Origin of the sequence: Acinetobacter sp. UBA2581 (genome assembly GCF_002339435.1) — a bacterium.
Taxonomy (GTDB): Bacteria; Pseudomonadota; Gammaproteobacteria; order Pseudomonadales; family Moraxellaceae; genus Acinetobacter; species Acinetobacter variabilis.
In genome coordinates, this window is the sequence record NZ_DDLD01000086.1 from 22,272 (window position 1) to 43,880 (window position 21,609).

Consider the following 21,609-nt stretch of genomic DNA (forward strand, 5'->3'; position numbering starts at 1 on the left):
ATAAAAAACGCCCATGTGGGCGTTTTATTTTTTATGTTGCAGCTTAAGCAAACAGATAAGGACGAACAAAGATCAGGAAGAAAATACCTAACATCAAGAACCATTTCAGGAAATAGTACAACTGGCGGTTTTGTGCTTTTAAAGCCTTAGCCTTAACCCGAAGTTGATAGACATAACCAAAGGCCTTGTTTAAGCCACCAGTCTGATCTCCAACTTCATTCGGTGAGCTAGCTGCCGTCATCACTTTTTTGCCAAACCAGTGATTGAAGCGTTCCATCCAGCGGGTTTTTAAAGGTCGCTCGACATCTGCAAAGAAAATGATCCGGTTCTGGTCAGTCTTGTTTTCGGCATAATGAATATAGGTTTCATCAAATACCACGCTTTCGCCGTCACGCCAGGAATAACGCTGACCATCGACATCGATAAAGCAGCGGTCATCATTCGGGGTCATTAAGCCCAAGTGATAACGCAATGAACCGGCATAAGGGTCACGATGGCGTACCAGACGGCTGTCGGGTGCCAGCTCGGTAAACATAGCCGCCTTAATAGTTGGCAAGGTTTTGAGCAAAGCCGTAGTTTTTGGGCAGAGTTCTGCTGCAGATGGATGCGCCGAGTCATACCATTTTAAATAGAAGCGTTTCCAGCCAGTCTTAAAAAATGAGTTAAACCCCAGGTCATCATATTTGCTCGATGCCTTGATGCCGCCTTTCTGATAGAGCGCCTGTGCTTCATCACGAATCATTTCCCAGTTTTCATCCAGCACTTTTAGGTCTTTAAAATGCTGCGTATCGATATAAGGCTGATTCGGTACACGTGAAAAGGCGTACATCAGAAAATTGATCGGTGCAAACAGGGTCGAATGGTCAAAAAACTGGCGATAAAAAGAATGCCGAACTGTGCCACGTCGCTGAATATATAACGCTGAGATGACAAAGATGGCCAAAATAATCCACTTAAGCATATCAATACCCAAAAAATCCTAGCCCTAAAAAAGAACGGGGAAAAATAAAAAAGTCACATCTGGGCCGCATTATAACAAAGCTGCTTTTGCTCTCCCTACCCGCTTGTAGAACACAGCGTTGCATACATTTTCTTACATCCGTATCGAATAATTTGAATCTCAATTGACTATTTTGACCAAAACACCACACAGCAAACATTCCCTATCTGGTCAATTTGCGTTATAAAAACAGCGCGACAGCAATAAAAAAGTGAAATTGAAACAATAACTTCATTACACTGCGATAACGGTTCACTGTATTCCGGATATGACAACACCTTGATTGAGCGATGAAAATTGATGACCCTTGCGTCACGGCTTGATACAACTTGTGTTGTTCTTTTTGGATATAGTTATCGTAAGATTAGCGAAGTAAAAAAGTGCGCGGGAAATGCGCGCTTGCTTCACAACATCAACTTAGAAGTCCTCCAAAATAAAGGAGATCAGGGCATGATCCACGCTGGCAATGCCATTACCGTCCAAATGCTTGAGGACGGAATTGCAGAATTCCGCTTTGACTTACAAGGTGAGTCGGTTAACAAATTCAACCGTGCAACGATTGAAGATTTCAAGGCTGCGATTGACGCAGTTTCCGCTGCTGACATTCAGGGTTTAATCGTGACTTCAGGCAAGTCTACATTTATTGTAGGTGCTGACATTACTGAATTCGGCGATAACTTTGCTCAAGGCGAACAGGCAATTGTTGACTGGGCACTACCAGTTCATGAAATTTTTAACAGCTTCGAAGACCTGGACATTCCTAAAGTTGCCGCGATTAACGGTATGGCGCTGGGTGGCGGTTTCGAGATGTGCTTAGTCTGTGACTACCGTGTGATGTCAGAACAGGCGCAAGTCGGCCTGCCTGAAATCAAACTTGGTATCTTCCCTGGTTTCGGTGGTACGGTTCGTTTAAGCCGTCTGATCGGTATCGACAATGCAGTTGAATGGATGGCCATGGCTACTCCGAAAAAACCGGCTGCTGCACTGAAAGATGGTGCTGTTGATGCGGTTGTGGCTGCAGACAAACTGAAAGATGCTGCGATTGACCTGGTGAAACAGGCGATCCATGGCCGTTTAGACTGGCAGGCAAAACGCCAGGAAAAACTGGATCCAATCAAGCTGAACATGCTTGAGCAAATGATGGCGTTCAATACGGCGAAAGGTGCGGTTCTTGCAAAAGCAAACCCTGCTCAATACCCGGCGCCAAAACTATTGCTTGATTCTCTTCAGGCAGGTGCAAGCTTACACCGCGATGAAGCGTTAAAAGTTGAAGCTCAAGGCTTTGCGAAAGCAGCGGTAACTCCACAAGCGGGTGCGTTAATCGGTCTGTTCCTGAACGACCAGGTGGTGAAGAAAACTTCTAAAAAATATGAACAAGGTGCACATCCAGTGAACCAGGCTGCCGTTCTAGGCGCAGGGATCATGGGTGGTGGTATTGCTTACCAGGCGGCAAGCAAAGGCACTCCAATCATCATGAAAGACATCGGTAACCAGCAACTTGCACTGGGTATGTCTGAAGCGAATAAACTGCTGACCAAGCAGGTTGAACGCAAGAAAATGAAACCGGCGCAAATGGGTGAAACCCTTGCTCGCATCCGTCCTACTTTAAGCTATGACGAGTTTAAAGAAGTCGACATCGTGATCGAAGCGGTAACCGAAAACCCGAAAGTGAAAGGTATCGTACTGAAAGAAACTGAATCTAAAGTACGTGAAAACACGATCATTGCGTCAAACACCTCTACGATTTCAATCACGCGTCTGGCTGAAAATCTGGAACGTCCTGAAAACTTCGTCGGTATGCACTTCTTTAACCCGGTACACATGATGCCATTGGTGGAAGTGATTCGTGGTGAGAAGACTTCTGCTGAAGCAATTGCAACGACTGTTGTTCTTGCTCAGAAAATGGGTAAAACACCAATCGTAGTGAATGACTGCCCGGGCTTCCTGGTAAACCGTGTACTGTTCCCTTACTTCGGTGCATTTGACCTGTTACTGAAAGATGGTGCTGACTTCCAGCAAATCGACAAAGTGATGGAAAAATTCGGCTGGCCTATGGGCCCTGCTTACCTGATGGACGTGGTCGGTATCGATACTGGCGTTCACGGTGCAGAAGTCATGGCTGAAGGCTTCCCGGATCGTATGAAACCTGATTTCAAAGGTTCAATCCAAGTGATGTACGAAAACAACCGTCTGGGTCAAAAGAATGATGTTGGTTTCTACAAATACGAACTTGACCGTAAAGGCAAAAAAGCCAAAGTGGTTGATCCAACTGCATACGAGCTTGTGGCATCTGTTGCAACTGCTGAAAAACGTGAATTTGATCCTCAAGAGATCATTGACCGTATGATGCTGGCTTTCTGTAACGAAACTGTTCGTTGCCTGGAAGACAACATTGTTGCAACTCCGGCTGAAGCAGATATGGCGATGATCATGGGTGTAGGCTTCCCTCCATTCCGTGGTGGTCCATGCCGTTATATCGACCAAACTGGTGTAGCTGAGTATGTTGCACTTTGCGACAAATACGCGCACTTAGGTAAGGCTTATGAAGCGCCGCAATCATTGCGCGACATGGCTGCTAACAACAAAAAATTCTACGGTTAAGGAGTGACGTGAATGGCTACTTTAAATCCACGTGACGTTGTGATTGTTGATGGCGTACGTACTGCCATGGGCAAATCGAAAAACGGTATGTTCCGCAATGTACGTGCCGACAGCATGTCAGCTGAACTTATCCGTGCGTTGATGATTCGTAACGAATTCGACCCGAATGAAGTCGAAGATGTGATCTGGGGCTGTGTGAACCAGACTCTGGAACAAGGTATGAACATTGCACGTAACATCGCATTGTTAGCTGACCTTCCTAAGACTGTTGCAGGTCAAACGGTTAACCGTCTGTGTGGTTCTTCTATGCAGGCAATCCACACTGCGGCTGCACAGATTGCGACTAACCAGGGTGATATCTTCATCATCGGTGGTGTAGAGCACATGGGCCACGTAGGCATGATGCACGGCATCGACCTGAACCCTGCTGCATCTAAGCACTATGCAAAAGCATCAAACATGATGGGCCTGACGGCTGAAATGCTGGGTCGCATGAACGGCATTACTCGTGAAGAACAGGATGCGTTTGGTGTTGAATCTCACCGCCGTGCCTGGGCTGCAACTGAAAATGGTCTGTTCCAGAACGAGATCGTAGGCATTGAAGGTCATAATGCTGACGGTTACAAAGTTCTGTGCGATATCGATGAAGTGATCCGTCCGGATGCCAACATCGAAACTTTCCGTGCTTTACGTCCAGTATTTGACCCTAAAGGCGGGACAGTGACTGCTGCAACATCTTCAGCATTGTCTGACGGTGCATCTGCAATGCTGTTAATGTCTGCTGAACGTGCTCAAGCGCTTGGTTTGAAACCACGTGCTGTGATTCGCTCTATGGCGGTTGCAGGTTGTGACGCTGCAATCATGGGTTATGGCCCTGTTCCAGCAACTCAAAAAGCATTGAAACGTGCTGGTCTGACCATTGAAGATATGCAAACTGTTGAGTTAAACGAAGCATTTGCTGCACAAGGTCTATCTGTTCTTAAAGGCTTAGGTCTATACGAGAAACAGGACATTGTGAACTTGAGCGGTGGTGCGATTGCATTGGGTCACCCATTGGGCTGTTCTGGTGCGCGTATTACCACTTCCCTACTGAACATCATGGAACAGCAAGATACTCAAATCGGTCTTGCGACCATGTGTATCGGTCTGGGTCAAGGTATCGCGACCATTATCGAACGTGTTTAATTCTTAAATACTTCGAGACAAAAAACCCCGCTTATTGCGGGGTTTCTTTATTGCGAACTATTCATTCAAAGTTTTGTAAAATACACATAGCCTTATTTATGATAAAGTTGAATATTAAATATAAATTTAAAATAATTATGAAAAAATATTTAGCATTTACAGTTCTGAGTCTAAGCTTGGTAGGATGTGCCAGCACACCAAAAGCACCACAATCTGATTACTTTGCAAGAATTCAAAAAGAATTTAAAACCCAACCTGTGGCTATCTTGACAGATGCCTGCCTACTACGTAAAGAACTTGGTGACAGTCATATTTTACTGGATCAATCTAATCGTACTGCCGAAGCAATATCTCAATCATTGGTAAAACAGTTAAACCAGAATGCGGTTCAAGTGACCAAAACCTTCCAGCCAATACATTGCGGTTTCTTTGAAAAGCGTACCATTCAGACTTATAAAAAACGTAATACTTTAGAGTCGCAACCTGAATATTTAGGCACTTATCCTGTTTTGGCAGCCAACCAACCTGCAATTACTGATCTGGATGGTGCAAGTATCCAACTGCTGCTTCAAAAGAGTTTTAAAGCCAGCCATGGGCGTTATGCGTTAAGCAATAACTATCAACCTGTAGATATTGATATTACAGATCGCCTAACTGACCATCTCAAGCCTGTGTTAGGCACATCTAAGGTTCTGATCATCCAGGTCTTAGGACAACAGCCTTCTTTAGGAAAACGGATTGGTAATATTGCCGGCACAGCTGCTTTCGCAGTTTTAACAATGGGTGTAGTTGTAGCAGATGATCCAGTACCTACAGAAGGCCAATACTATGTACTTTCTTATGTTGATTTGGATAAGAAACAAATTTTATGGTCTAAGCATCAAAAATTCGATGGAAAACTTTATCAGACCGACCCAGTTAGCGTAACGACACCAAATATGCTAAAACCTTTGGGTCTTTAAAATAGAAATAAATAAAAAACCCTGTTTAATAACAGGGTTTTTTATTTAAAAGAATGTTATCCCTTTGTAAATTTAGTTGAATATTCAACCAATAAAAACTTATCCATCAGCCACTTATATTTGACAGGCGTATCATAACCCCACATTTCTCTCCTTTATTTATGGGGTTATGCATGAAAATGCTTAAAACACTTCTAGCAACTGCAATCGTTGCAACTTCAGCTTCTGCTATGGCTTCTGCAACAGTTTCTCCTGTTGCTGCAATGAAAGAACAAGCAAAAACTGTTGCCGCTCAAACTGCTCAACAAGCAACTGCGCCTGCACAAGCAAAAGTAGCGACTGCGACTGTTAAAGCACAAGACTCTGCTGCCACAGCTACTGCTGAGAAACAAGCGGCTGTCGCTAAAGTAGAAGCAACTCAACAACAAGCTGCTCAAACTAAAGAAGCAGCAAAAACTGAAGCGGCTCAAAAAGTAGAAGCTGCAAAAGCTGCACCTGCAGATATGAAAAAAGTAGCGGATTCTAAAGTAGAAGCCGTGAAAACTGATGCAGCTGTAAAAACTGCTGAAGTAAAAGAAGCAACTGTAGCAAAAGCTGAAGAAGTAAAAGCAGCACCTGCCGAAGCAGCTGTAAAAGCCGAGAAAAAAGGGTGGTTCTCTTGGTTTAAAAAATCTGCTTAAGATATTTTAAATCCATAAAAAAAGATGTCCGAGTGACATTTTTTTTGTTTTTTGGCTCTTTCAGATTTAAAGTCAAAAATATAAAGACCTATAAATCTCTTATTAGACCTTTCGGGCTAGCATAGTCGCAAAATGCTGCTTGATCCGGTTGCCCTGCTCATCTACTCGGTGTAATTCACCGACATTTTCATTATATTTCACCAGATTCCAGCCTTCATAATAGGCACTAAGCTGTCCCGGCTTAAAACTAAACGGAAAGTCTGGCTGTACCGGAATATCATCGGTATCCATCGCACAGACAATCAGGTTATAACCGCCCGGCACTGTCGCCTGCTGCATCTGTGCAATAAGTGGTGGAATGGTATCGGCCTGCAGGAACATCATCACCACTGTACAGCAAATGAAGTCATATTGACCCTGAATACTGGGGTCAAGATTTAAATCCCGTTGCTGAACCTGAATATTCCCGATTTCTTCATTCTGAATGATCTGCCTTAAGGTCTGTAGACTATTTTCATTCACATCCCAGGCGTCGACTTCAAAACCGTTCTGACTCAAATACAACGAATTGCGGCCTGAACCACAACCGACATCCAGCACACGACCACCCTTTAAATACGGCATAGCTGCCAGAATTTCCGAATGGGTCGGGCTTAGCTGATATTTCTTGTTAAAGTAATCCTCAGGTTTGCAGTAAAAACGCAGCTGACATTCTGCATCTTCACTGGCAGAAATAATCTTATGCCATGCCTGTGGCTCAATGAACGGTGGTTGCTGCTCTGGCGTAAATACATGTTCAGACTGTATATGACCTGACGGATCCAGCATGGCAAAATGCAGCTCACCTTTGAGCACAGTCAGCTTTGCCCAAGTGCCCGCTTTGGTATTGTGTGGCTGCTTGAACCCTTGTGGGATAGCTTGCTGCATCCAGACCGGAAATTCTTTATAACATTTCAATTGTTGCATAAAAGATTGTGCTCCCTATTCTCGCTTTCCGTCTGCAAACATGCTTCTGGATATTCATTTTTCTTAAGCATAGCTGGTTCTCTTACCAATGAGAACTGGCACATCTTTGATGTAAGCAATGCAACAAGACTAATTCTGACAGAAAAACATCATGTCATTTAGAGATAAGAAATCATAAGATCCTTATACTTAGAGTTTGTTCTCTGCCTCTTTAAGTGCCTGCTGATCCACTTGAGTCATTTGCTGATTGAGCTGCACTATTTCCTGATACAGCTTATTGAATTGCTTTAAGGGTGCATCTTCATAGAACATAAAGGTCTGGTTTTTCTTTTCCCATTTATTGTTTTTCAGCACCAGAAATAGCTGGTCTGCTTTGGCCAGACTCTGTTTTTCAATTTCAAAAATTGCATGGGCATTATCCTGCTGCTGATTGGCTTTCAGATTATCTGCCAGCTGCTGACGATAGCGGTTTTTAATGTCCAGCTGTTTCACCTGCTCTAACTGCTGGGTTGCCCGCTGTTGAATTGTCTGTTCATAACCATCGACAATTTCATGCACACGCTTCAGCATGGCTTCGGTTTCTTTATAGTCTTGGGCTTGATCTTTGGCTAAACGGTCAATGTCCAGAAAACGATCCCAGTCCGCTGCTTTGAGGTCACGTAAATACTGATTGCGAGCCTCGGCACGATCACGCATCTGACCCAGAATAAATTGGGCCATCACGGCATAATCCCCATCCAGACGATCATCTTCCAGATCAATCTGAATCGGTTTAGACCAATCCTGTGCCTGTTGCAAAATAGATCCAGTTTTTTCTTCCAGTACCGTTTCATATTCTTGCAAATCGGCCTGCTGTTTCTGCTCTACAGAATTTTGATAAAATAACCAGATCAAAATTGCCAGTACCACTCCAGCGATAATCATAAAAACACGGGGCATCTACACGCTCCAGGTCTGTCATCCAGATCTTGTTGATTTTTTACACTATGCTTATTTTTCCAGCATAATTCAAGACATAGAGCTTTTCACATTTGTGAACGTGCTTCCTCAATACTGAAAAAATGAATCCAGTAAAAAGCCTGAAGAAAGGAAATAAGTTTTCAGACTTCCTTTCTTCATGACGTGATCTGGCTATACCGAAACTGACTGACCTGATCAGCCTGACCCATCGGATTGTGTGCTAGCGCGAACCAAAAGGCAGACTGAGCTCAAGCCGATTCGGATCAAACTGCTCCCTGACGATCTGGACATTGGTGGCATTCCGGTCAATGCCAAAAGGTTGCAAAATCACATAGATTCCATTTCTTGGATCTGAGGACTGCAAGCCTTGCGCTACTGCCAGTACATATTCCCGGAACACAGTAGGCAGACTGTCCAGATCTGGATTAGGCGCTGCTGCCCCCATGTCAATATTTACAACGACATCACCATCGACACTATAAGCCTGGATATCGCGTTCAATTTTCATCAGGCGCATCTGCAAAGCCTTACGCTGGCTGGCACCTTCCTGATAAGGCGTTATTTCCGTCACAGCACGCATTTCAGGCTCTGCCATGACAGTTAAGGTGGGAAGTACCGTTGCTTCAGAATGAGCAGGAGCTGCATGACTCAGTACAGGGAGAGTAAAAGCAGTACAGGTCAGCATCAGGCCCAAGCTTTGAATGGATTTTAGGAGATTCATCTTATTACCCCTCGGTTGGAAAAGGGAAAGCGTCAGATTAAATCTTACAAGTAATACAGCTTCTTATTGTTAAGTTTGATAAACGGTCAATCGGACCCATTACACCCTCATAAAGCCAACCAGCAAATCAGGAACAAAGCTCCTAAAAAATATAAATTAATCAGATGCTAAGTTTAAAAAAGCAAAAACCCCCGATTTACGGGGATTGATTTGCATTACTGGCTCGTCCTTTAAGGAGATCTTGGAAATTGCGCTACAGGAGATGGATTGTTGTAGTTTTCTAATAAGCCCAGATTCACCTTGTCCAGATTAATCTGTAGTTGAAGACCACGCCCTGGCTGCATGCTGCTGCTTCGATCGATCCCGACATTCTCCAGCAGTGTATACAGCCCCTGGGTTGGATCACTAGATTGTAAGCCCTGGGCAATGGTCATCACATACTGTTGCAGTGCAGGTGACAGTAAACTCAAATCTGGAGCTTGGGTCGGCTTGATATCGAGATTTGCCAGCACATTTGGATTGACCATAAAATTTTCTGCATCCTTAGTTCCCCGGATTACCTGATGCTGCAAGGCAAGACGATTGGCTTCATTCTCAATAAACGGGACATAGCCAGTCTCATTACTCATTTCAGGTTCAGCCATAATGGTCATCGTCGGTAAGGTAAGTACCGGTTTCTGTTCTTCTGCATGTACTGCTATGCTCAATGTACCTAACAGAATCCCAAATAAAGATGTTTTTATACTATTCATGGGCTTTCCCCCTACTTCAAATTTCACAACCTGAATGCCTTCATCGGTTGCTAAAGTCTGTATTTAATTATCTATTAGATTACCTTGATTATTTTGAGAACTCATTCCTGCTCAGATGAATGGCAAAACAAGTTAATTCTTAGGCTGAATCAAAAATCACAGGCGAAAAAAAACCTCAAACATTGTTTGAGGTTTTTTCGAATATGGTGGCGAGACCCAGGATCGAACTGGGGACACACGGATTTTCAATCCGTTGCTCTACCAACTGAGCTATCACGCCGATGCGGTGTATTAAGCCGTATCTAGACACATTAGTCAATCGAAATTATGAAAAAAAAGATTGAGTGTCTGAATTTTGGCCTAAAAAAAATCCCTGATGGGATCAGGGATTGAAAACTTTAAAATCGTTTTGAATATGGTGGCGAGACCCAGGATCGAACTGGGGACACACGGATTTTCAATCCGTTGCTCTACCAACTGAGCTATCACGCCGATGTCGCGTATTAAACAGTTTCAGCTCTTAATCGTCAAGTACATAACGTATAAAAATCATCAAATGTTTACTTTTCCATCGATTTACATGCTTATACAGCAATATTTTCACTATTCTCAGCAAATACCTGACTAATAAAACAAATTGAATCCGGTATTTACAAAAAAAGCAGCCCGAAGGCTGCTTGGAATTTATCTGTATCTAAATTTTTTCAAGATTTGCCAGACAACGGTGAATGGCTCCGCATCCCGGTACGAATGCTTTTACTCCTTTTTCCTCTTCCATACGGCATGCCTCACTCACCAGCCTTTCTGCAACCCCGCGTCCACGGTTGGCCGGATGCACCACAATATTTTCCAGGGTTCGGCTTTCGCCTTGTCCCGTGCACCAGATGGCGCCGATGATTTTGGTGTTAAATTCTGCGGTATAAAGTAAGGTATACTGTGCAAGGTTTTGCTCTAGATGTTCAATGGCATCTGCCCCATCACTAAATTCAGGGCTAGTGTCATACAGTCGCTCAAGCTGGCTGCGCACTTCGTCGTTTTCTAGAGAAGTATAAGCATGTACGGTAATAGGCATTGATAAACCCTCCTGAGCAATCTAATATGCGGTGACGTCGTCACGGCGAAAATATTTTCTACATCAATCATTTTGACGTATTTGAGGAACGTGTCTATGACAGATCGTATCAGTGAAGTGGTAAGAAATACCAACGAAACCAAAATTCGAGTTCGTTTGAACCTCGATGGTACTGGTCAAGGCACTTTAAACACTGGTATTCCATTTTTAGATCATATGATTGATCAAATCAAGCGACATGGTCTGTTTGATATTGATATTCATTGTGATGGAGATCTGGAAATTGATGACCATCATACCGTAGAAGACTGTGGTATTACCTTAGGTCAAGCCTTCGCTCAGGCTTTGGGTGATAAAAAGGGCCTACGCCGTTATGGACACTTCTATGCGCCGCTTGATGAATCTTTAAGCCGTGTCGTGGTGGATCTGTCTGGCCGTCCGGGTCTGTTTATGGACATTCCATTTACCCGTGCCATGATTGGCCGTTTTGATGTAGACCTGTTTTCTGAGTTTTTCCAGGGCTTTGTCAACCACTCGCTGATGACTGTACACATTGACAACCTGAAAGGTAAAAACAGTCACCACCAGATCGAAAGTGTATTTAAGGCATTTGCCCGTGCACTGCGTATGGCATGTGAAGTTGATCCACGTGCTGCGAATACTGTTGCTTCAACCAAAGGTACCTTGTAATGACCCGTATTGCCCTTCTTGACTATGGCATGGGAAACCTACACTCAGCAGCCAAAGCACTTGAACACGTCGGTGCAACGGTAGATGTGACTAATGATCCAAAACTGATTGCCCAAGCCGACAAAATCGTTTTTCCGGGTGTGGGTGCAATGCGTGACTGCATGCAAGGCATGCATGAAGCCGGAATTGATGAAGTGGTACGTAATGCCGTGTTTAACAAACCGGTATTGGCCATCTGTGTCGGTATGCAGGCCCTGATGCAACGCTCTGAAGAAAATGGCGGTGCGGATGCACTGGGCATTTTTGCAGGTGAAGTGAAACACTTCCCGGAAATGGCAGGTTTAAAAGTGCCGCATATGGGCTGGAACCAAGTACATCAGGCCGATCCAAGCCATCCAATGTGGAAAGACATTGCTCAGGATGCACGTTTCTATTTCGTGCACAGTTACTATGTGGAACCGCAAGATCCAAGTATCGTGGCAGCGACCTGTAACTATGGTATTGATTTCTGTACTGCCCTGCATAAAGACAACCTGTTTGCGACTCAGTTCCATCCGGAAAAGAGCCATACTGCAGGCCTTCAATTGCTAAAAAACTTTGTGGATTGGAATATCTAATCCAATACATTCAAAAAGCTCGCATCATGCGGGCTTTTTTATGGGCTACAGCTTAAAATTTTATTTTTGAAAAATAATTCACATCCAAGCTTCCTTCTCTAAGGTATGCTCTATTCAACCTGAATATTCATCAATGGAAGATGCTTTAATCATGGATACCCAGCTTAACGATATTCTGCCGAGTAAAGAGGCAATAGCAAATTTTCCACCTTTTCAAAATATCGCGCCTGAAAATATTGTGGTGATTAACAGCATTCAGCAATGTGAAGCTCTACGCGAAGAACTTGGGCAGATCGCAGTCTTTGGTCTGGACACTGAGTCTAAACCGACCTTCAAGGTTGGTGAAGTGTCCACTGGTCCGCATCTGATTCAGCTGGCCACTCTGGAAAAGGCCTACCTGTTTCAGATGAATACTGCCATTTGGGATTTTCTGAAACCGATTTTTGCCAATCGAGACCAGATTAAAGTTGGTTTTGGCCTGAAAAATGATGCGCATCTTTTCCGTAAAAGAGGCATTGAGCTGAACAGTGTGATTGAACTGTCAAAGTGCTTTGGTGCGTTCGGCATTAAAAATCCTCTTGGATTAAAAAATGCGATGGCTTTGCTATTTCAGGTGAATTTTCCTAAATCAAAACGGGTTACGACATCGAACTGGGCGAAAAAACATCTCAGTCAGGCACAAATTGAATATGCGGCTGCAGATGCCTATGCACCTTTACTGGTCTTTGAAGAATTGCTGCACCGTGGCTTGGGTCCTAAGGAAGTTCCCAATACTTCACTAAAATTGAAAATTCGCCCGCATTCAAAAATTTGAACAAACAGAAGATCAGTTTTCTAGCGAAATATCATTTTGATATCAGACCCCCTCAGGAGTATTACAAAGAATAAAAAAATTGAAGAATAAAATCCTGTCATTCCAGCATATCTTCAGACAGGTTTTCTTTTTTCATACCGTTTAAGAGTTAGAAATTTCGACTTTATTTGCTAAGATGAACTCACTGAAATTCATTCTAAAGATTGAGCAAGGAGCGAAAGCATGCTGATCATCCCTGCAATTGACCTGAAAGATGGCAAATGTGTCCGTTTAAAACAAGGTCGTATGGAAGACGATACCGTATTTTCTGACGATCCGGTGGCAACAGCACAGCATTGGGTAAATGAAGGCGCTCGCCGCTTGCATTTAGTAGATTTAAATGGTGCTTTCGCAGGTACACCGATTCATAAGCCAGTAGTAGAGGCGATTGCCAAATCACAGCCAGAATTGCCGATACAGATTGGTGGCGGGATCCGCTCACTGGAAACCATTGAGCATTATCTGGAAGCAGGTGTATCTTTTGTGATTATTGGTACAAAAGCAGTGCAAAATCCTGAATTTGTAGAAGAAGCATGCAAAAAATTTGCAGGCCACATTATTGTGGGTATCGATGCCATGAACGGCATGGTAGCAACGGATGGCTGGGCGAATGTGACTGATGTAAAAGCGACTGATCTGGCAAAACGTTTTGCAGATGCAGGCGTGTCTAGTATTGTTTATACCGATATTGCCCGTGATGGCATGATGCAGGGTGTCAACATTGAGCAAACTGTACATCTGGCACAATATTCAGGTCTGCCTGTAATTGCTTCAGGTGGTGTAACCAATATGGATGACGTGCGTAACCTGAAAGATCAGCCTGGCATTTTAGGTGCGATTACCGGTCGTGCGATCTATGAAGGCACTTTAAATCTACGTGAAGCACAATTATTGCTGGATGAACAAGAAGCGCTATAATAGCGTCTGCTGAAAAAGAGGTCTGTGGACCTCTTTTTTTATTGTTCAATTTTTTGATCCTCTCTCCCATGTCGACATCTGTTTCCCAAACATCCTCTACCTGGAGAACTAAAGTTCCTCAACTTGCTCTGATCCTGATTACCATCATCTGGGGTGGCAGCTTTATCACTGTACAATATGGCCTGAATTTCAGTAGTCCGGTGATCTTTGTCGGATTACGCTTTGCAGCGGCGGCAATTGCCGTAACTCTGCTGTCGCTGAAGCACTTGAAAGGCATGACACTTAAAGAAGTGGCAGCGGGTGCCCTCATCGGGGCGGTGATTGCAATCGGTTATGGAACACAAACGGTGGGTCTGCAAACGATTAGTAGCAGTGAATCAGCCTTTCTGACTGCGCTGTATGTTCCCTTAGTGCCGCTACTGCTATGGCTGCTATTTCGTAAGAAACCGCACTTCATGACCTGGGTCGGTGCCCTGTTTGCCTTTCTTGGTCTGGTCTTTTTAACCGGTAATGGCTTTGGTGCCATCCAGCTGAATTTTGGTCAAGCTTTGACTTTGCTCGGCTCGATTGCCATTGCACTTGAGATTATTTTTATCAGTCATTTTGCTCCAAAGGTGAATACCCGGCGTGTCACCGTACTACAACTCATTTTTGCCTCGCTATTTTGTTTTCTGATGGCACCGATACTGGGTGAATCTCAGTTACCTGACTTTCACTGGCATCTGGCAGGTATTTTGGTCGGTCTCGGTATTGCCAGTGCCTGTATTCAGCTGGTGATGAATTGGGCACAGGAAATGGTAGATCCCTCTCAAGCTGCGATCATTTATGCCGGTGAACCGATCTGGGCAAGTTTATTTGGACATATGGCGGGAGAACGCTTACCTGCTTTAGCACTTATGGGAGGCTTAATGGTCGTACTTGGGGTAATTGCCAGCGAATGGAAACCAAAATTTTTCAGAAAAGAAAAAATAGAAGAGTTGAAGGAAGATCTTTCCTAAGCTTATGAGCTCCCCCTCTTAGAAAAGGGGGAGTTTTTTATCTAGAGAAATATAGCTAATCTTATTTGGTATACATCGGTCGATTGTCATTCAGACGCATAATGCCGCGAATCGCGCGATAGACAATCCAGATCCAGGAAACAAAAACTACAATCAGACAGAAAGTAGATGCACCAAAAGCGACGCCTGCAAACAGGTCCGGATCTTCATGGGTAAAGAACAGGAATAGGAATGGTACAAAGGCCACAATATTCCAGAACAGATACCACCAGAAACTGCGGATTTGCCAGGTAAAGTGACTTTCAAAAATCGAGCCTCGTACATCCGAGCGCTTCACATAGTTAATAATCAGCGCAATCACTGCCAGCAAGCCACCACTAAAAATGGCCACAATATATAAGATATAAAGAATCAGGGTTAGCGTGCGATTTGAGTCTTTATCAATTGAATAGTTCATCTACGCTCCTGTGGTTGTTTCTAGATATTCAGGCTGTTAAAGGGAGAAATCAGCCATATAATCAAAATGATGTTAAAAGCTATAGTACAAAAATAAATTTGCCGGAAGGGTTGTTTTTGTGTTTTATGCTGTAATTTTTGCTGTGCCAGCCAGGCTGCCGGCCATCCTCCTAGAAAAGCTACCAAATGCAGGGTGTTTTCAGGAATACGGCGATTGCCCAGTTGTACCGCTTCCTTATCCTGGGCATATAGCCAGTAACTGAGAACATTCATCAGGCTCACCAGTAACAGGATCATTCCACTCAACAATCCGGCTAAACTGAGTCCCGCCAGTACCAAAATATAGGCCACAGAAGCAACCTGCATCGGCTGTAGTTTTTCTGGCTGGCTTCGGCCTGATGTTTTAGTTTTTGTTTTTGCCGTTTTGGTTTGTGATGCTTTCAGGTACATAACCTGCTGGGCACGATAACGTCCCTGCTCATCTAGAATCACCAGATAATCTAGCGCACAACCAACAATTGGCCGTGGACCGGGACGGGCAAAATCTTTGATATGCAAAAACACGCGATCTTTGGCCGGATCATTGGGCTGAATAAAGCCATAGCCTTTGTCATCAAACCATTCTACCAAACGTCCCTGATCGCGCATTTTGCCTGTTCCTGTTTATTTTTAATTTAAGCTGTCACAAATTTTAAACGTTCAATCAGCATGTTACGCATCTCTTCCGGATTTTTTTGCAGAATATCTTCACCGGTGCGGCCTTCAGCAGCATTTTTCTGTGCCACCTGTAAACGCATCATCCAGAAACGGCCCGCAGCCATTGCCAGGTAAAGCTCCAGACATGATTTTTCATCCTCAGTCAATGGACGCACAGTTTCATAGGCTTTTAAAAAGGCATTGGCCTTTTCTTCATTTAAAGTAACTTCCGGATAATTGGTACAGAAGTCATTTAAAGTAATTGCAATATCAAACAGGAATTCATCTTTATTCAGCTCGTAAAAGTCCAGAATACCTTTCAGTTGGTCACCCTCAAACAGGGTATTGTCACGGAACAGATCCGAATGGATAAAGCCACGTGGACGATCCGGATATACTGCGGTTAAAGCTTCATACAGGCCCAGAAGTTTACCCAGTAAGACTTTATCTGCTGCGTTCAGACTCGGTTTAATTTCCTGTGCTACGTTATACCAGTAGGCATGGTCACGGACAAAGGCGCGCTCAAGTTTAAAATCTTTCAGTGCGACATGCATTTTGGCCTGAGCAATGGCAATCGCTTCCGCCTGCGCAACGGTAGATGGCATCGGATGCTCGCCCATCATGCGTGGTGCAATTTGTGCCGGCTTATTTTTTAGCGTATGAATGGCTTTGCCTGAATGGGATAAAGGCACCGGTACGGCCAGACCTGCCTGCCCCAGATGCTGCAAGACCGGCACCAGTTCTCCGGCGGCCTGTTCATCCATATCTTCAAAAACGGTCAGCACATATTGCTGGTTTTCGCAGACCAGAAAATAGTTTGTATTCTGGATACCTCCTTGAATGGGAATCAGATCAATCACCTCAAGTCCATAGGGTGCTGCGAAATCCTGAACTTCCTTTAAAGTCAAAGTGGTATAAACCGACATAGAAAACCTGCGAAAAAACTTACATATTTTTGCTAGAATACCGTTTCCATCTACCAAGGTGTAGCGCTTGCGTGGGTGAGTTTCATAATCGGCTGTAATAATTGGAAAAATTTATGCTAGCTAAACGTATTATTCCTTGTCTGGACGTCGACAACGGTCGCGTAGTCAAGGGTGTTCAGTTCCTTGATATTCGTGATGCGGGTGACCCGGTAGAAGTGGCACGCCGTTATAATGAACAAGGTGCCGATGAAATTACTTTCCTTGATATTACCGCTACACATCATGGACGCGACACCACTTACCGTACCGTTGAGCGTATGGCTGAATCTGTATTCGTACCGCTTACCGTAGGCGGTGGCGTGCGTAAAGTCGAAGATATTCGTCTACTATTAAATGCAGGTGCGGATAAAGTCAGCATCAACTCGGCAGCCGTCTTCAACCCTGAGTTTGTACAGGAAGCCTCACAGCGTTTTGGCGCGCAATGTATCGTGGTAGCGATTGATGCCAAAAAAACTGGCGAGAATAAATGGGAAATCTTTACCCACGGCGGACGCAAACCGACCGGCATTGATGCCCTGGAATGGGCAGAAAAAATGGCCAGCTACGGCGCAGGCGAACTGTTAATTACCTCTATGGATGCCGATGGCACCAAAGCAGGTTATGACATTCCACTCATGCGTGCTATCAATGACCGCGTCACTGTACCAACGATTGCCTCTGGTGGCGTAGGCAACTTGCAGCATCTGGCTGACGGGATTATCCATGGTGGTGCCGATGCAGTACTTGCCGCCTCTATTTTCCACTTTGGCCAGCATACCATTCCTGAGGCCAAGGCTTATCTAGCTGCTCAAGGTATTGAAATGCGTCTTTAAACGACAGCCTTCAAATGAAAAAGAGCGTGAATATCACGCTCTTTTTTTATGCATTATTCTTAGAAATCATTTAAATTCTGGACAAAAAAAGGAGTCTTGCGACTCCCTATAAAAACCAAGAAGAACTACAGCACTTGGTATCTTTGACATTTACAATATAACTCAATCTGTATGCAGGTTGATAAGACTTTCAATCATCAACAGACGCAAATATAGGTGAAATCCTGAGCACAATATTGACAATATATGCAGAATTTATTGACAAATCACGACAGGGTTAACCAAAGTGAGAAATGGTTAACATTTTATGTGGCAGATTACTCGAAATTTAAGTTATTTAATCACGATCTTTAGCCCATTTAGCCGGGAAATAACGCTGGGCTAAGTGGGTTAAGCGCATAGAGATCTGTTCCGGCAAGACAATACCAAGGGGATTTTTCTCCTGTAAATCTGCTGAGGAAATCACCCGGGTTCCCATTAAATAATCAAACCAGGGCTTGGTTACACACCAGTTGGCGTCTTGGTTACTATTCATATGGTGATCATAATGCCAGGGAATTTTTTTTCTGGCCCATTCTGGCTCCAGATGTGCTCGCCGATGCATATAGAAATAATTGCCTGCACTATACAGCGTGGCCAAAAACATACCTTTGGACAAGGGATAAAAAGCCAGCCCGAATACGCTTGCTGCGACGGCCAGTGAACCGATTTCATTGCGGATTCGCCAGTTTTTCAAACCTTCCACATAGGCATAATCAGAAAATCTGGTCTTGCGAACTTCACGATGATGTTCCCAATGTGAACGCATGCTGTCCGGCACTGGGCTATAACGCGTCTGCCCTGCTCGATGCGTACCATGCAGCACATATTTATGCGCAAACCATTCAAAGCCATTGGCTACGACCAGTCCTGCTAGAAAGCCTTTCCACATGATCTTTTCCTCCCTGTTTGTTTACACTATAGGTCAAACAAAGGGCTAGATATTGACCGATAATTTCAATATCATTGACAAAAAACGACAGAACAAAAGAATTAAAAAATGCACGTTCCCCAAGATTATGTCGGTTCGGTATATGGTGGTTTAGGACATTTGCTTTTGGACTATTACCAGCTCAAACAACTGGACATTCCCAAGAAATTGTTTGCGATCCAGAACCTGGAGCGTTTTGATTATATTCTCTGGCGTGATCTGCTCAGCCAGCTGGACCAGGAGTTGCAGCGGCCGGCACTCGGCCTGGAAATCGCGCAACTGGTGCAGGCCAAACATCTGGGTATTATTGGCTATCTGGCATTATCCAGTGAAACGCTGGGCGAAGCCTTTATGCGTTATCATGACTATCATCGCCTGATCTATGATGGCAGTCCTTTACAGGTCAGTCTGGATCGAGATTACCTGTCCATTTCCTGGAGCGAGATTCCGTTTAAAGTGAGTACGCAACTCACAGATGAGATTGCTATCGCGCTCATGACAGAATTTATTCGCTCAAGCATTCTTGACCAGCATCAACTGCATCTGCATGAAGTCCATTTTCAACATCCGGTCAATAAAAATATTGCGGTCTATGAACAGTATTTCCGCTGCAAGGTCCGTTTTGGTCAGGCCAGAAACCAGGTACTGATTCCTGTGAGTGAAATGTCTACGCCTTTAAAGAAAGGTGATCAGACCTTACAGAAATTACTGATGCAACAGGCAGAAGCGGTGCTGGAAAAACTTCCGAACTCCACCCAGATTGATCAGCGCTTGCAACAGGCGATTCTGGTGGGTCTGCAGAAAAATATGTTCCAGATTGAACATATCGCCAAACAGATGAATTTTTCTGTACGTCAGCTACAACGTTACCTGCAAAAACAGGGTCAGACCTATCAGCAGCGTATACAGGAAATCCGCTGCATGATGGCCATGCAATATCTGAAAGACCCTAATCTGAGTCTGCAGGAAATCAGCATGCTGCTTGGCTATTCTGAGCAGAGCGCATTTCAGCGTGCCTTCAAGCAGTGGACGGTTCAGACCCCACAACAATGGCGCTCAGAATACCTGGAAACCCAGGTGCAGGAAAAATTTCTGGACTATCCTGCTACTGCAGAGATTAATGTCCCATATCAGATTTAAAAATTTGAATAAAATAAAAAAGCTCCTCATTAAAGAAGCTTTTTTCTAGCCGGAATAGTGATTTAAGAAATTTCTATAAAAATGGATTTTCAATTTCATCTGCATCATTGCGTTCAATTTTTTCTGGCAGATCCGGTGTTTCTTCGAGCTGCTGCACAATATCATTTAACAGTGCCTGCAAGACTTTGGCTGCCTTGAGACCAGCCTGGTCTTTGGTAATTTGCAGATTGCCATACAGACTGACACAGTCCAGATCATTCTCAACTGTCAGATCATGAATCGCATGCGATTCGGTTCCATTTTCAAATGCTTTAAACATTAATTTCTACTCTGTTTTATTATTTTTACTCACCTGTCTTCAGCATGCTACCTGAAGCCTGCTTTTTACAGCAAGCTCCTTTTCACTATTTCAGCAGCTGTAGGATGTATTGCAGTAAGGCCTCAATCAGCTGTTTAACAATCGTGTCCTGGGTATCATGATCGATCCCGTTCTTATTAACTGATGAGCTGGTATTGCTTGTACTGGCTGAACTTGAGGCTAACGGTTTGAACTCACGCTGCAGTTTTTCTAGATCTTCTTTAGGCACATCTTCAGCACACTGGCTTTCTGCATCCCAATTCGAATAGGCAATTTTCTGGTTGGCCTTCACAGCATTTGCAGTCAACGGCAGATGATAGGTATTGCGTTTCTGTTCTTCAGTTAACTGAGGAAACAGGTTAATGCCGAGCTGCTCTTCCAGATAGCAGACACTGACAATGCGAACCTTGAGCGAATTATCATTAGGTGCATAGTAGGCACCAATGGCACCAGTTTTCGGCATGTAGATCGCTTTATACACGGCAGTTGGTACAATTACACCCTTGCCAATAGTTTTCAGCTTTTTGGCAGCAAAGACTGGCCCGGTCACTACATACACGTCCTGCTTCTGCTTGGTCACAATGGCACGGGTCGCTTCTTCCAGCTCGCGCCAGACCTGCTGATTGTTCTTTGGTGCCTGCGGGACCATATTGGCCAGCGAGAAACTGTCAGACTGTGCAGCTTTATTTGGCATATCCGCATTTGGCGCCATATGGCCTCGGTCATAGCCTGAACCCCGGTAGTCAGCCAAAGTCGCACGATGAGCAGCATTTAGTCGTGTTTCTTCATGGAAGTTGTCTTCACGTGGAATTTTCTGGCTCAGACGCTTCGGTGTTAAGGCCTCCGCCACCCAAAGTGGCGTTTTGGATACCCCAGAATAACCCACATTAAAGCCATTAAAACACAGTGAATAACTGTCTTTTTTCAGGCTGTCTTTCATTAAGTAAGGCGGGATGTCCCGGTAAAACTGTTCCAGACAGCTCGAATTCGATGTAGACGGCAGAGAAATCCACTGACTGATTTTTTCCTGGCCAAACGCAATCGCAAAACTCCCGGAAGCGACCATTGCCAGGATCACTTTCACGCTATTTTCATTAAAAAACTGAAAAACTGAATTCTTCGACTTACGCTGCTTCTTTACCATGCTACACGTGCTTTTAAGATCAAAATCGGGGGTTTTGCGAGCTTAACAAGCCATGTATATGAAGTATATCTT

The 21,609-nt window shown here is 44.1% G+C and carries 23 protein-coding genes and 2 tRNA genes; 11 read left to right on the plus strand and 14 right to left on the minus strand.

The genetic code is table 11. From position 1 onward, the window contains the following. Window positions 1-43: 43 nt before the first annotated feature. Entirely contained in the window at window positions 44-961 is a 918-nt protein-coding gene (gene lpxO / locus B3Q46_RS11150) for a lipid A hydroxylase LpxO (RefSeq protein WP_286715460.1), read from the minus strand. A gap of 489 nt (window positions 962-1,450) precedes the next feature. Here lpxO and fadB point away from each other — a divergent pair, with 489 nt between their 5' ends. The 4 genes from fadB (at window position 1,451) to B3Q46_RS11170 (ending at window position 6,428) form a co-directional block, all read left to right on the plus strand. Further along, window positions 1,451-3,601: a fatty acid oxidation complex subunit alpha FadB gene (fadB, locus tag B3Q46_RS11155; RefSeq protein WP_005232577.1), complete on the plus strand. Its 2,151-nt coding sequence runs from the start codon at window positions 1,451-1,453 to the stop codon at window positions 3,599-3,601. Window positions 3,602-3,613: 12 nt separating this feature from the next. Then, window positions 3,614-4,786, plus strand: a complete 1,173-nt coding sequence (fadA, locus tag B3Q46_RS11160; RefSeq protein ID WP_159123724.1) for an acetyl-CoA C-acyltransferase FadA — start codon at window positions 3,614-3,616, stop codon at window positions 4,784-4,786. A 137-nt stretch (window positions 4,787-4,923) separates the two neighbouring features. Further along, complete coding sequence (locus tag B3Q46_RS11165; RefSeq protein ID WP_286715465.1) at window positions 4,924-5,748, plus strand: hypothetical protein; 825 nt, start codon at window positions 4,924-4,926, stop codon at window positions 5,746-5,748. Between the two features lie 173 nt (window positions 5,749-5,921). After that, window positions 5,922-6,428, plus strand: coding sequence for a hypothetical protein (locus B3Q46_RS11170; protein WP_286715467.1), 507 nt, complete (start codon window positions 5,922-5,924; stop codon window positions 6,426-6,428). A gap of 102 nt (window positions 6,429-6,530) precedes the next feature. Here B3Q46_RS11170 and tehB read toward each other — a convergent pair whose 3' ends face one another. The 7 genes from tehB to B3Q46_RS11205 all read right to left on the minus strand — a co-directional run bounded on the left by tehB (window position 6,531) and on the right by B3Q46_RS11205 (window position 10,899). After that, window positions 6,531-7,394 (minus strand): SAM-dependent methyltransferase TehB, encoded by an 864-nt coding sequence (tehB, locus tag B3Q46_RS11175; protein ID WP_286715469.1) that lies wholly within the window; start codon window positions 7,392-7,394, stop codon window positions 6,531-6,533. A 189-nt stretch (window positions 7,395-7,583) separates the two neighbouring features. Then, complete coding sequence (locus B3Q46_RS11180) at window positions 7,584-8,333, minus strand: hypothetical protein (RefSeq protein WP_159123719.1); 750 nt, start codon at window positions 8,331-8,333, stop codon at window positions 7,584-7,586. A 241-nt stretch (window positions 8,334-8,574) separates the two neighbouring features. Next, complete coding sequence (locus tag B3Q46_RS11185; protein ID WP_286715472.1) at window positions 8,575-9,075, minus strand: hypothetical protein; 501 nt, start codon at window positions 9,073-9,075, stop codon at window positions 8,575-8,577. Between the two features lie 230 nt (window positions 9,076-9,305). Further along, window positions 9,306-9,827, minus strand: coding sequence for a hypothetical protein (locus tag B3Q46_RS11190; RefSeq protein WP_286715475.1), 522 nt, complete (start codon window positions 9,825-9,827; stop codon window positions 9,306-9,308). Window positions 9,828-10,031: 204 nt separating this feature from the next. Then, window positions 10,032-10,107 (minus strand) — tRNA-Phe (locus B3Q46_RS11195). A gap of 136 nt (window positions 10,108-10,243) precedes the next feature. After that, window positions 10,244-10,319 (minus strand) — tRNA-Phe (locus B3Q46_RS11200). Between the two features lie 202 nt (window positions 10,320-10,521). Then, window positions 10,522-10,899 (minus strand): GNAT family N-acetyltransferase, encoded by a 378-nt coding sequence (locus B3Q46_RS11205; RefSeq protein ID WP_004781604.1) that lies wholly within the window; start codon window positions 10,897-10,899, stop codon window positions 10,522-10,524. Between the two features lie 96 nt (window positions 10,900-10,995). On the opposite strand from B3Q46_RS11205, the gene hisB reads away from it, so the two are divergent. The 5 genes from hisB to B3Q46_RS11230 all read left to right on the plus strand — a co-directional run bounded on the left by hisB (window position 10,996) and on the right by B3Q46_RS11230 (window position 14,975). After that, window positions 10,996-11,589, plus strand: a complete 594-nt coding sequence (gene hisB / locus B3Q46_RS11210; RefSeq protein ID WP_005232589.1) for an imidazoleglycerol-phosphate dehydratase HisB — start codon at window positions 10,996-10,998, stop codon at window positions 11,587-11,589. Beyond that, complete coding sequence (gene hisH, locus B3Q46_RS11215) at window positions 11,589-12,206, plus strand: imidazole glycerol phosphate synthase subunit HisH (protein ID WP_004781601.1); 618 nt, start codon at window positions 11,589-11,591, stop codon at window positions 12,204-12,206. The genes hisB and hisH overlap by 1 nt, the downstream gene beginning before the upstream one ends. A 133-nt stretch (window positions 12,207-12,339) precedes the next feature. Then, on the plus strand, window positions 12,340-13,020 hold the full coding sequence (locus tag B3Q46_RS11220; RefSeq protein WP_373687750.1) for a 3'-5' exonuclease: 681 nt from the start codon (window positions 12,340-12,342) through the stop codon (window positions 13,018-13,020). Window positions 13,021-13,242: 222 nt separating this feature from the next. Further along, window positions 13,243-13,977 carry a 1-(5-phosphoribosyl)-5-[(5-phosphoribosylamino)methylideneamino]imidazole-4-carboxamide isomerase gene (gene hisA, locus B3Q46_RS11225; protein ID WP_005232592.1) on the plus strand — a complete coding sequence of 245 codons (735 nt, stop codon included), beginning with the start codon at window positions 13,243-13,245 and terminating at the stop codon, window positions 13,975-13,977. Window positions 13,978-14,045: 68 nt separating this feature from the next. Then, the gene (locus B3Q46_RS11230; protein WP_286715482.1) at window positions 14,046-14,975 is read left to right on the plus strand and encodes a DMT family transporter; all 930 of its coding nucleotides are present in this window, start codon (window positions 14,046-14,048) and stop codon (window positions 14,973-14,975) included. 61 nt (window positions 14,976-15,036) lie between these two features. On the opposite strand, the gene B3Q46_RS11235 is transcribed toward B3Q46_RS11230, so the two are convergent. The 3 genes from B3Q46_RS11235 to B3Q46_RS11245 are packed head-to-tail and all read right to left on the minus strand — an operon-like array spanning window position 15,037 to window position 17,053. Next, entirely contained in the window at window positions 15,037-15,432 is a 396-nt protein-coding gene (locus B3Q46_RS11235) for a DUF4870 family protein (protein WP_200229498.1), read from the minus strand. Between the two features lie 20 nt (window positions 15,433-15,452). After that, the gene (locus tag B3Q46_RS11240; protein WP_286715488.1) at window positions 15,453-16,079 is read right to left on the minus strand and encodes a DUF1294 domain-containing protein; all 627 of its coding nucleotides are present in this window, start codon (window positions 16,077-16,079) and stop codon (window positions 15,453-15,455) included. Window positions 16,080-16,105: 26 nt separating this feature from the next. Next, window positions 16,106-17,053: a homoserine kinase gene (locus B3Q46_RS11245; protein ID WP_034170208.1), complete on the minus strand. Its 948-nt coding sequence runs from the start codon at window positions 17,051-17,053 to the stop codon at window positions 16,106-16,108. Window positions 17,054-17,166: 113 nt separating this feature from the next. Between B3Q46_RS11245 and hisF the strand changes: the two genes are divergently transcribed. Continuing rightward, window positions 17,167-17,925 (plus strand): imidazole glycerol phosphate synthase subunit HisF, encoded by a 759-nt coding sequence (hisF, locus tag B3Q46_RS11250; RefSeq protein WP_004781588.1) that lies wholly within the window; start codon window positions 17,167-17,169, stop codon window positions 17,923-17,925. A gap of 337 nt (window positions 17,926-18,262) precedes the next feature. Here hisF and B3Q46_RS11255 read toward each other — a convergent pair whose 3' ends face one another. After that, complete coding sequence (locus B3Q46_RS11255; protein WP_286715492.1) at window positions 18,263-18,856, minus strand: hypothetical protein; 594 nt, start codon at window positions 18,854-18,856, stop codon at window positions 18,263-18,265. A 108-nt stretch (window positions 18,857-18,964) separates the two neighbouring features. Between B3Q46_RS11255 and B3Q46_RS11260 the strand changes: the two genes are divergently transcribed. Then, the gene (locus tag B3Q46_RS11260) at window positions 18,965-20,035 is read left to right on the plus strand and encodes an AraC family transcriptional regulator (RefSeq protein WP_286715495.1); all 1,071 of its coding nucleotides are present in this window, start codon (window positions 18,965-18,967) and stop codon (window positions 20,033-20,035) included. A gap of 73 nt (window positions 20,036-20,108) precedes the next feature. On the opposite strand, the gene B3Q46_RS11265 is transcribed toward B3Q46_RS11260, so the two are convergent. Together B3Q46_RS11265 and B3Q46_RS11270 are read right to left on the minus strand one after the other, a co-directional pair. Then, a complete protein-coding gene (locus tag B3Q46_RS11265) occupies window positions 20,109-20,354 on the minus strand; it encodes a hypothetical protein (RefSeq protein ID WP_004781584.1) in 246 nt (81 codons plus the stop codon). Between the two features lie 85 nt (window positions 20,355-20,439). Continuing rightward, window positions 20,440-21,537: a DNA/RNA non-specific endonuclease gene (locus B3Q46_RS11270; protein WP_286715499.1), complete on the minus strand. Its 1,098-nt coding sequence runs from the start codon at window positions 21,535-21,537 to the stop codon at window positions 20,440-20,442. Window positions 21,538-21,609: the final 72 nt, after the last annotated feature.

Excerpts from the sequence above, each read along its gene's own strand:
- lpxO (WP_286715460.1), bottom strand. The coding sequence starts at position 961 with ATGCTTAAGTGGATTATTTTGGCCATCTTTGTCATCTCAGCGTTATAT.
- fadB (WP_005232577.1), top strand. The coding sequence starts at position 1,451 with ATGATCCACGCTGGCAATGCCATTACCGTCCAAATGCTTGAGGACGGA.
- fadA (WP_159123724.1), top strand. The coding sequence starts at position 3,614 with ATGGCTACTTTAAATCCACGTGACGTTGTGATTGTTGATGGCGTACGT.
- B3Q46_RS11165 (WP_286715465.1), top strand. The coding sequence starts at position 4,924 with ATGAAAAAATATTTAGCATTTACAGTTCTGAGTCTAAGCTTGGTAGGA.
- B3Q46_RS11170 (WP_286715467.1), top strand. The coding sequence starts at position 5,922 with ATGAAAATGCTTAAAACACTTCTAGCAACTGCAATCGTTGCAACTTCA.
- tehB (WP_286715469.1), bottom strand. The coding sequence starts at position 7,394 with ATGCAACAATTGAAATGTTATAAAGAATTTCCGGTCTGGATGCAGCAA.
- B3Q46_RS11180 (WP_159123719.1), bottom strand. The coding sequence starts at position 8,333 with ATGCCCCGTGTTTTTATGATTATCGCTGGAGTGGTACTGGCAATTTTG.
- B3Q46_RS11185 (WP_286715472.1), bottom strand. The coding sequence starts at position 9,075 with ATGAATCTCCTAAAATCCATTCAAAGCTTGGGCCTGATGCTGACCTGT.
- B3Q46_RS11190 (WP_286715475.1), bottom strand. The coding sequence starts at position 9,827 with ATGAATAGTATAAAAACATCTTTATTTGGGATTCTGTTAGGTACATTG.
- B3Q46_RS11205 (WP_004781604.1), bottom strand. The coding sequence starts at position 10,899 with ATGCCTATTACCGTACATGCTTATACTTCTCTAGAAAACGACGAAGTG.
- hisB (WP_005232589.1), top strand. The coding sequence starts at position 10,996 with ATGACAGATCGTATCAGTGAAGTGGTAAGAAATACCAACGAAACCAAA.
- hisH (WP_004781601.1), top strand. The coding sequence starts at position 11,589 with ATGACCCGTATTGCCCTTCTTGACTATGGCATGGGAAACCTACACTCA.
- B3Q46_RS11220 (WP_373687750.1), top strand. The coding sequence starts at position 12,340 with ATGGAAGATGCTTTAATCATGGATACCCAGCTTAACGATATTCTGCCG.
- hisA (WP_005232592.1), top strand. The coding sequence starts at position 13,243 with ATGCTGATCATCCCTGCAATTGACCTGAAAGATGGCAAATGTGTCCGT.
- B3Q46_RS11230 (WP_286715482.1), top strand. The coding sequence starts at position 14,046 with ATGTCGACATCTGTTTCCCAAACATCCTCTACCTGGAGAACTAAAGTT.
- B3Q46_RS11235 (WP_200229498.1), bottom strand. The coding sequence starts at position 15,432 with ATGAACTATTCAATTGATAAAGACTCAAATCGCACGCTAACCCTGATT.
- B3Q46_RS11240 (WP_286715488.1), bottom strand. The coding sequence starts at position 16,079 with ATGCGCGATCAGGGACGTTTGGTAGAATGGTTTGATGACAAAGGCTAT.
- B3Q46_RS11245 (WP_034170208.1), bottom strand. The coding sequence starts at position 17,053 with ATGTCGGTTTATACCACTTTGACTTTAAAGGAAGTTCAGGATTTCGCA.
- hisF (WP_004781588.1), top strand. The coding sequence starts at position 17,167 with ATGCTAGCTAAACGTATTATTCCTTGTCTGGACGTCGACAACGGTCGC.
- B3Q46_RS11255 (WP_286715492.1), bottom strand. The coding sequence starts at position 18,856 with ATGTGGAAAGGCTTTCTAGCAGGACTGGTCGTAGCCAATGGCTTTGAA.
- B3Q46_RS11260 (WP_286715495.1), top strand. The coding sequence starts at position 18,965 with ATGCACGTTCCCCAAGATTATGTCGGTTCGGTATATGGTGGTTTAGGA.
- B3Q46_RS11265 (WP_004781584.1), bottom strand. The coding sequence starts at position 20,354 with ATGTTTAAAGCATTTGAAAATGGAACCGAATCGCATGCGATTCATGAT.
- B3Q46_RS11270 (WP_286715499.1), bottom strand. The coding sequence starts at position 21,537 with ATGGTAAAGAAGCAGCGTAAGTCGAAGAATTCAGTTTTTCAGTTTTTT.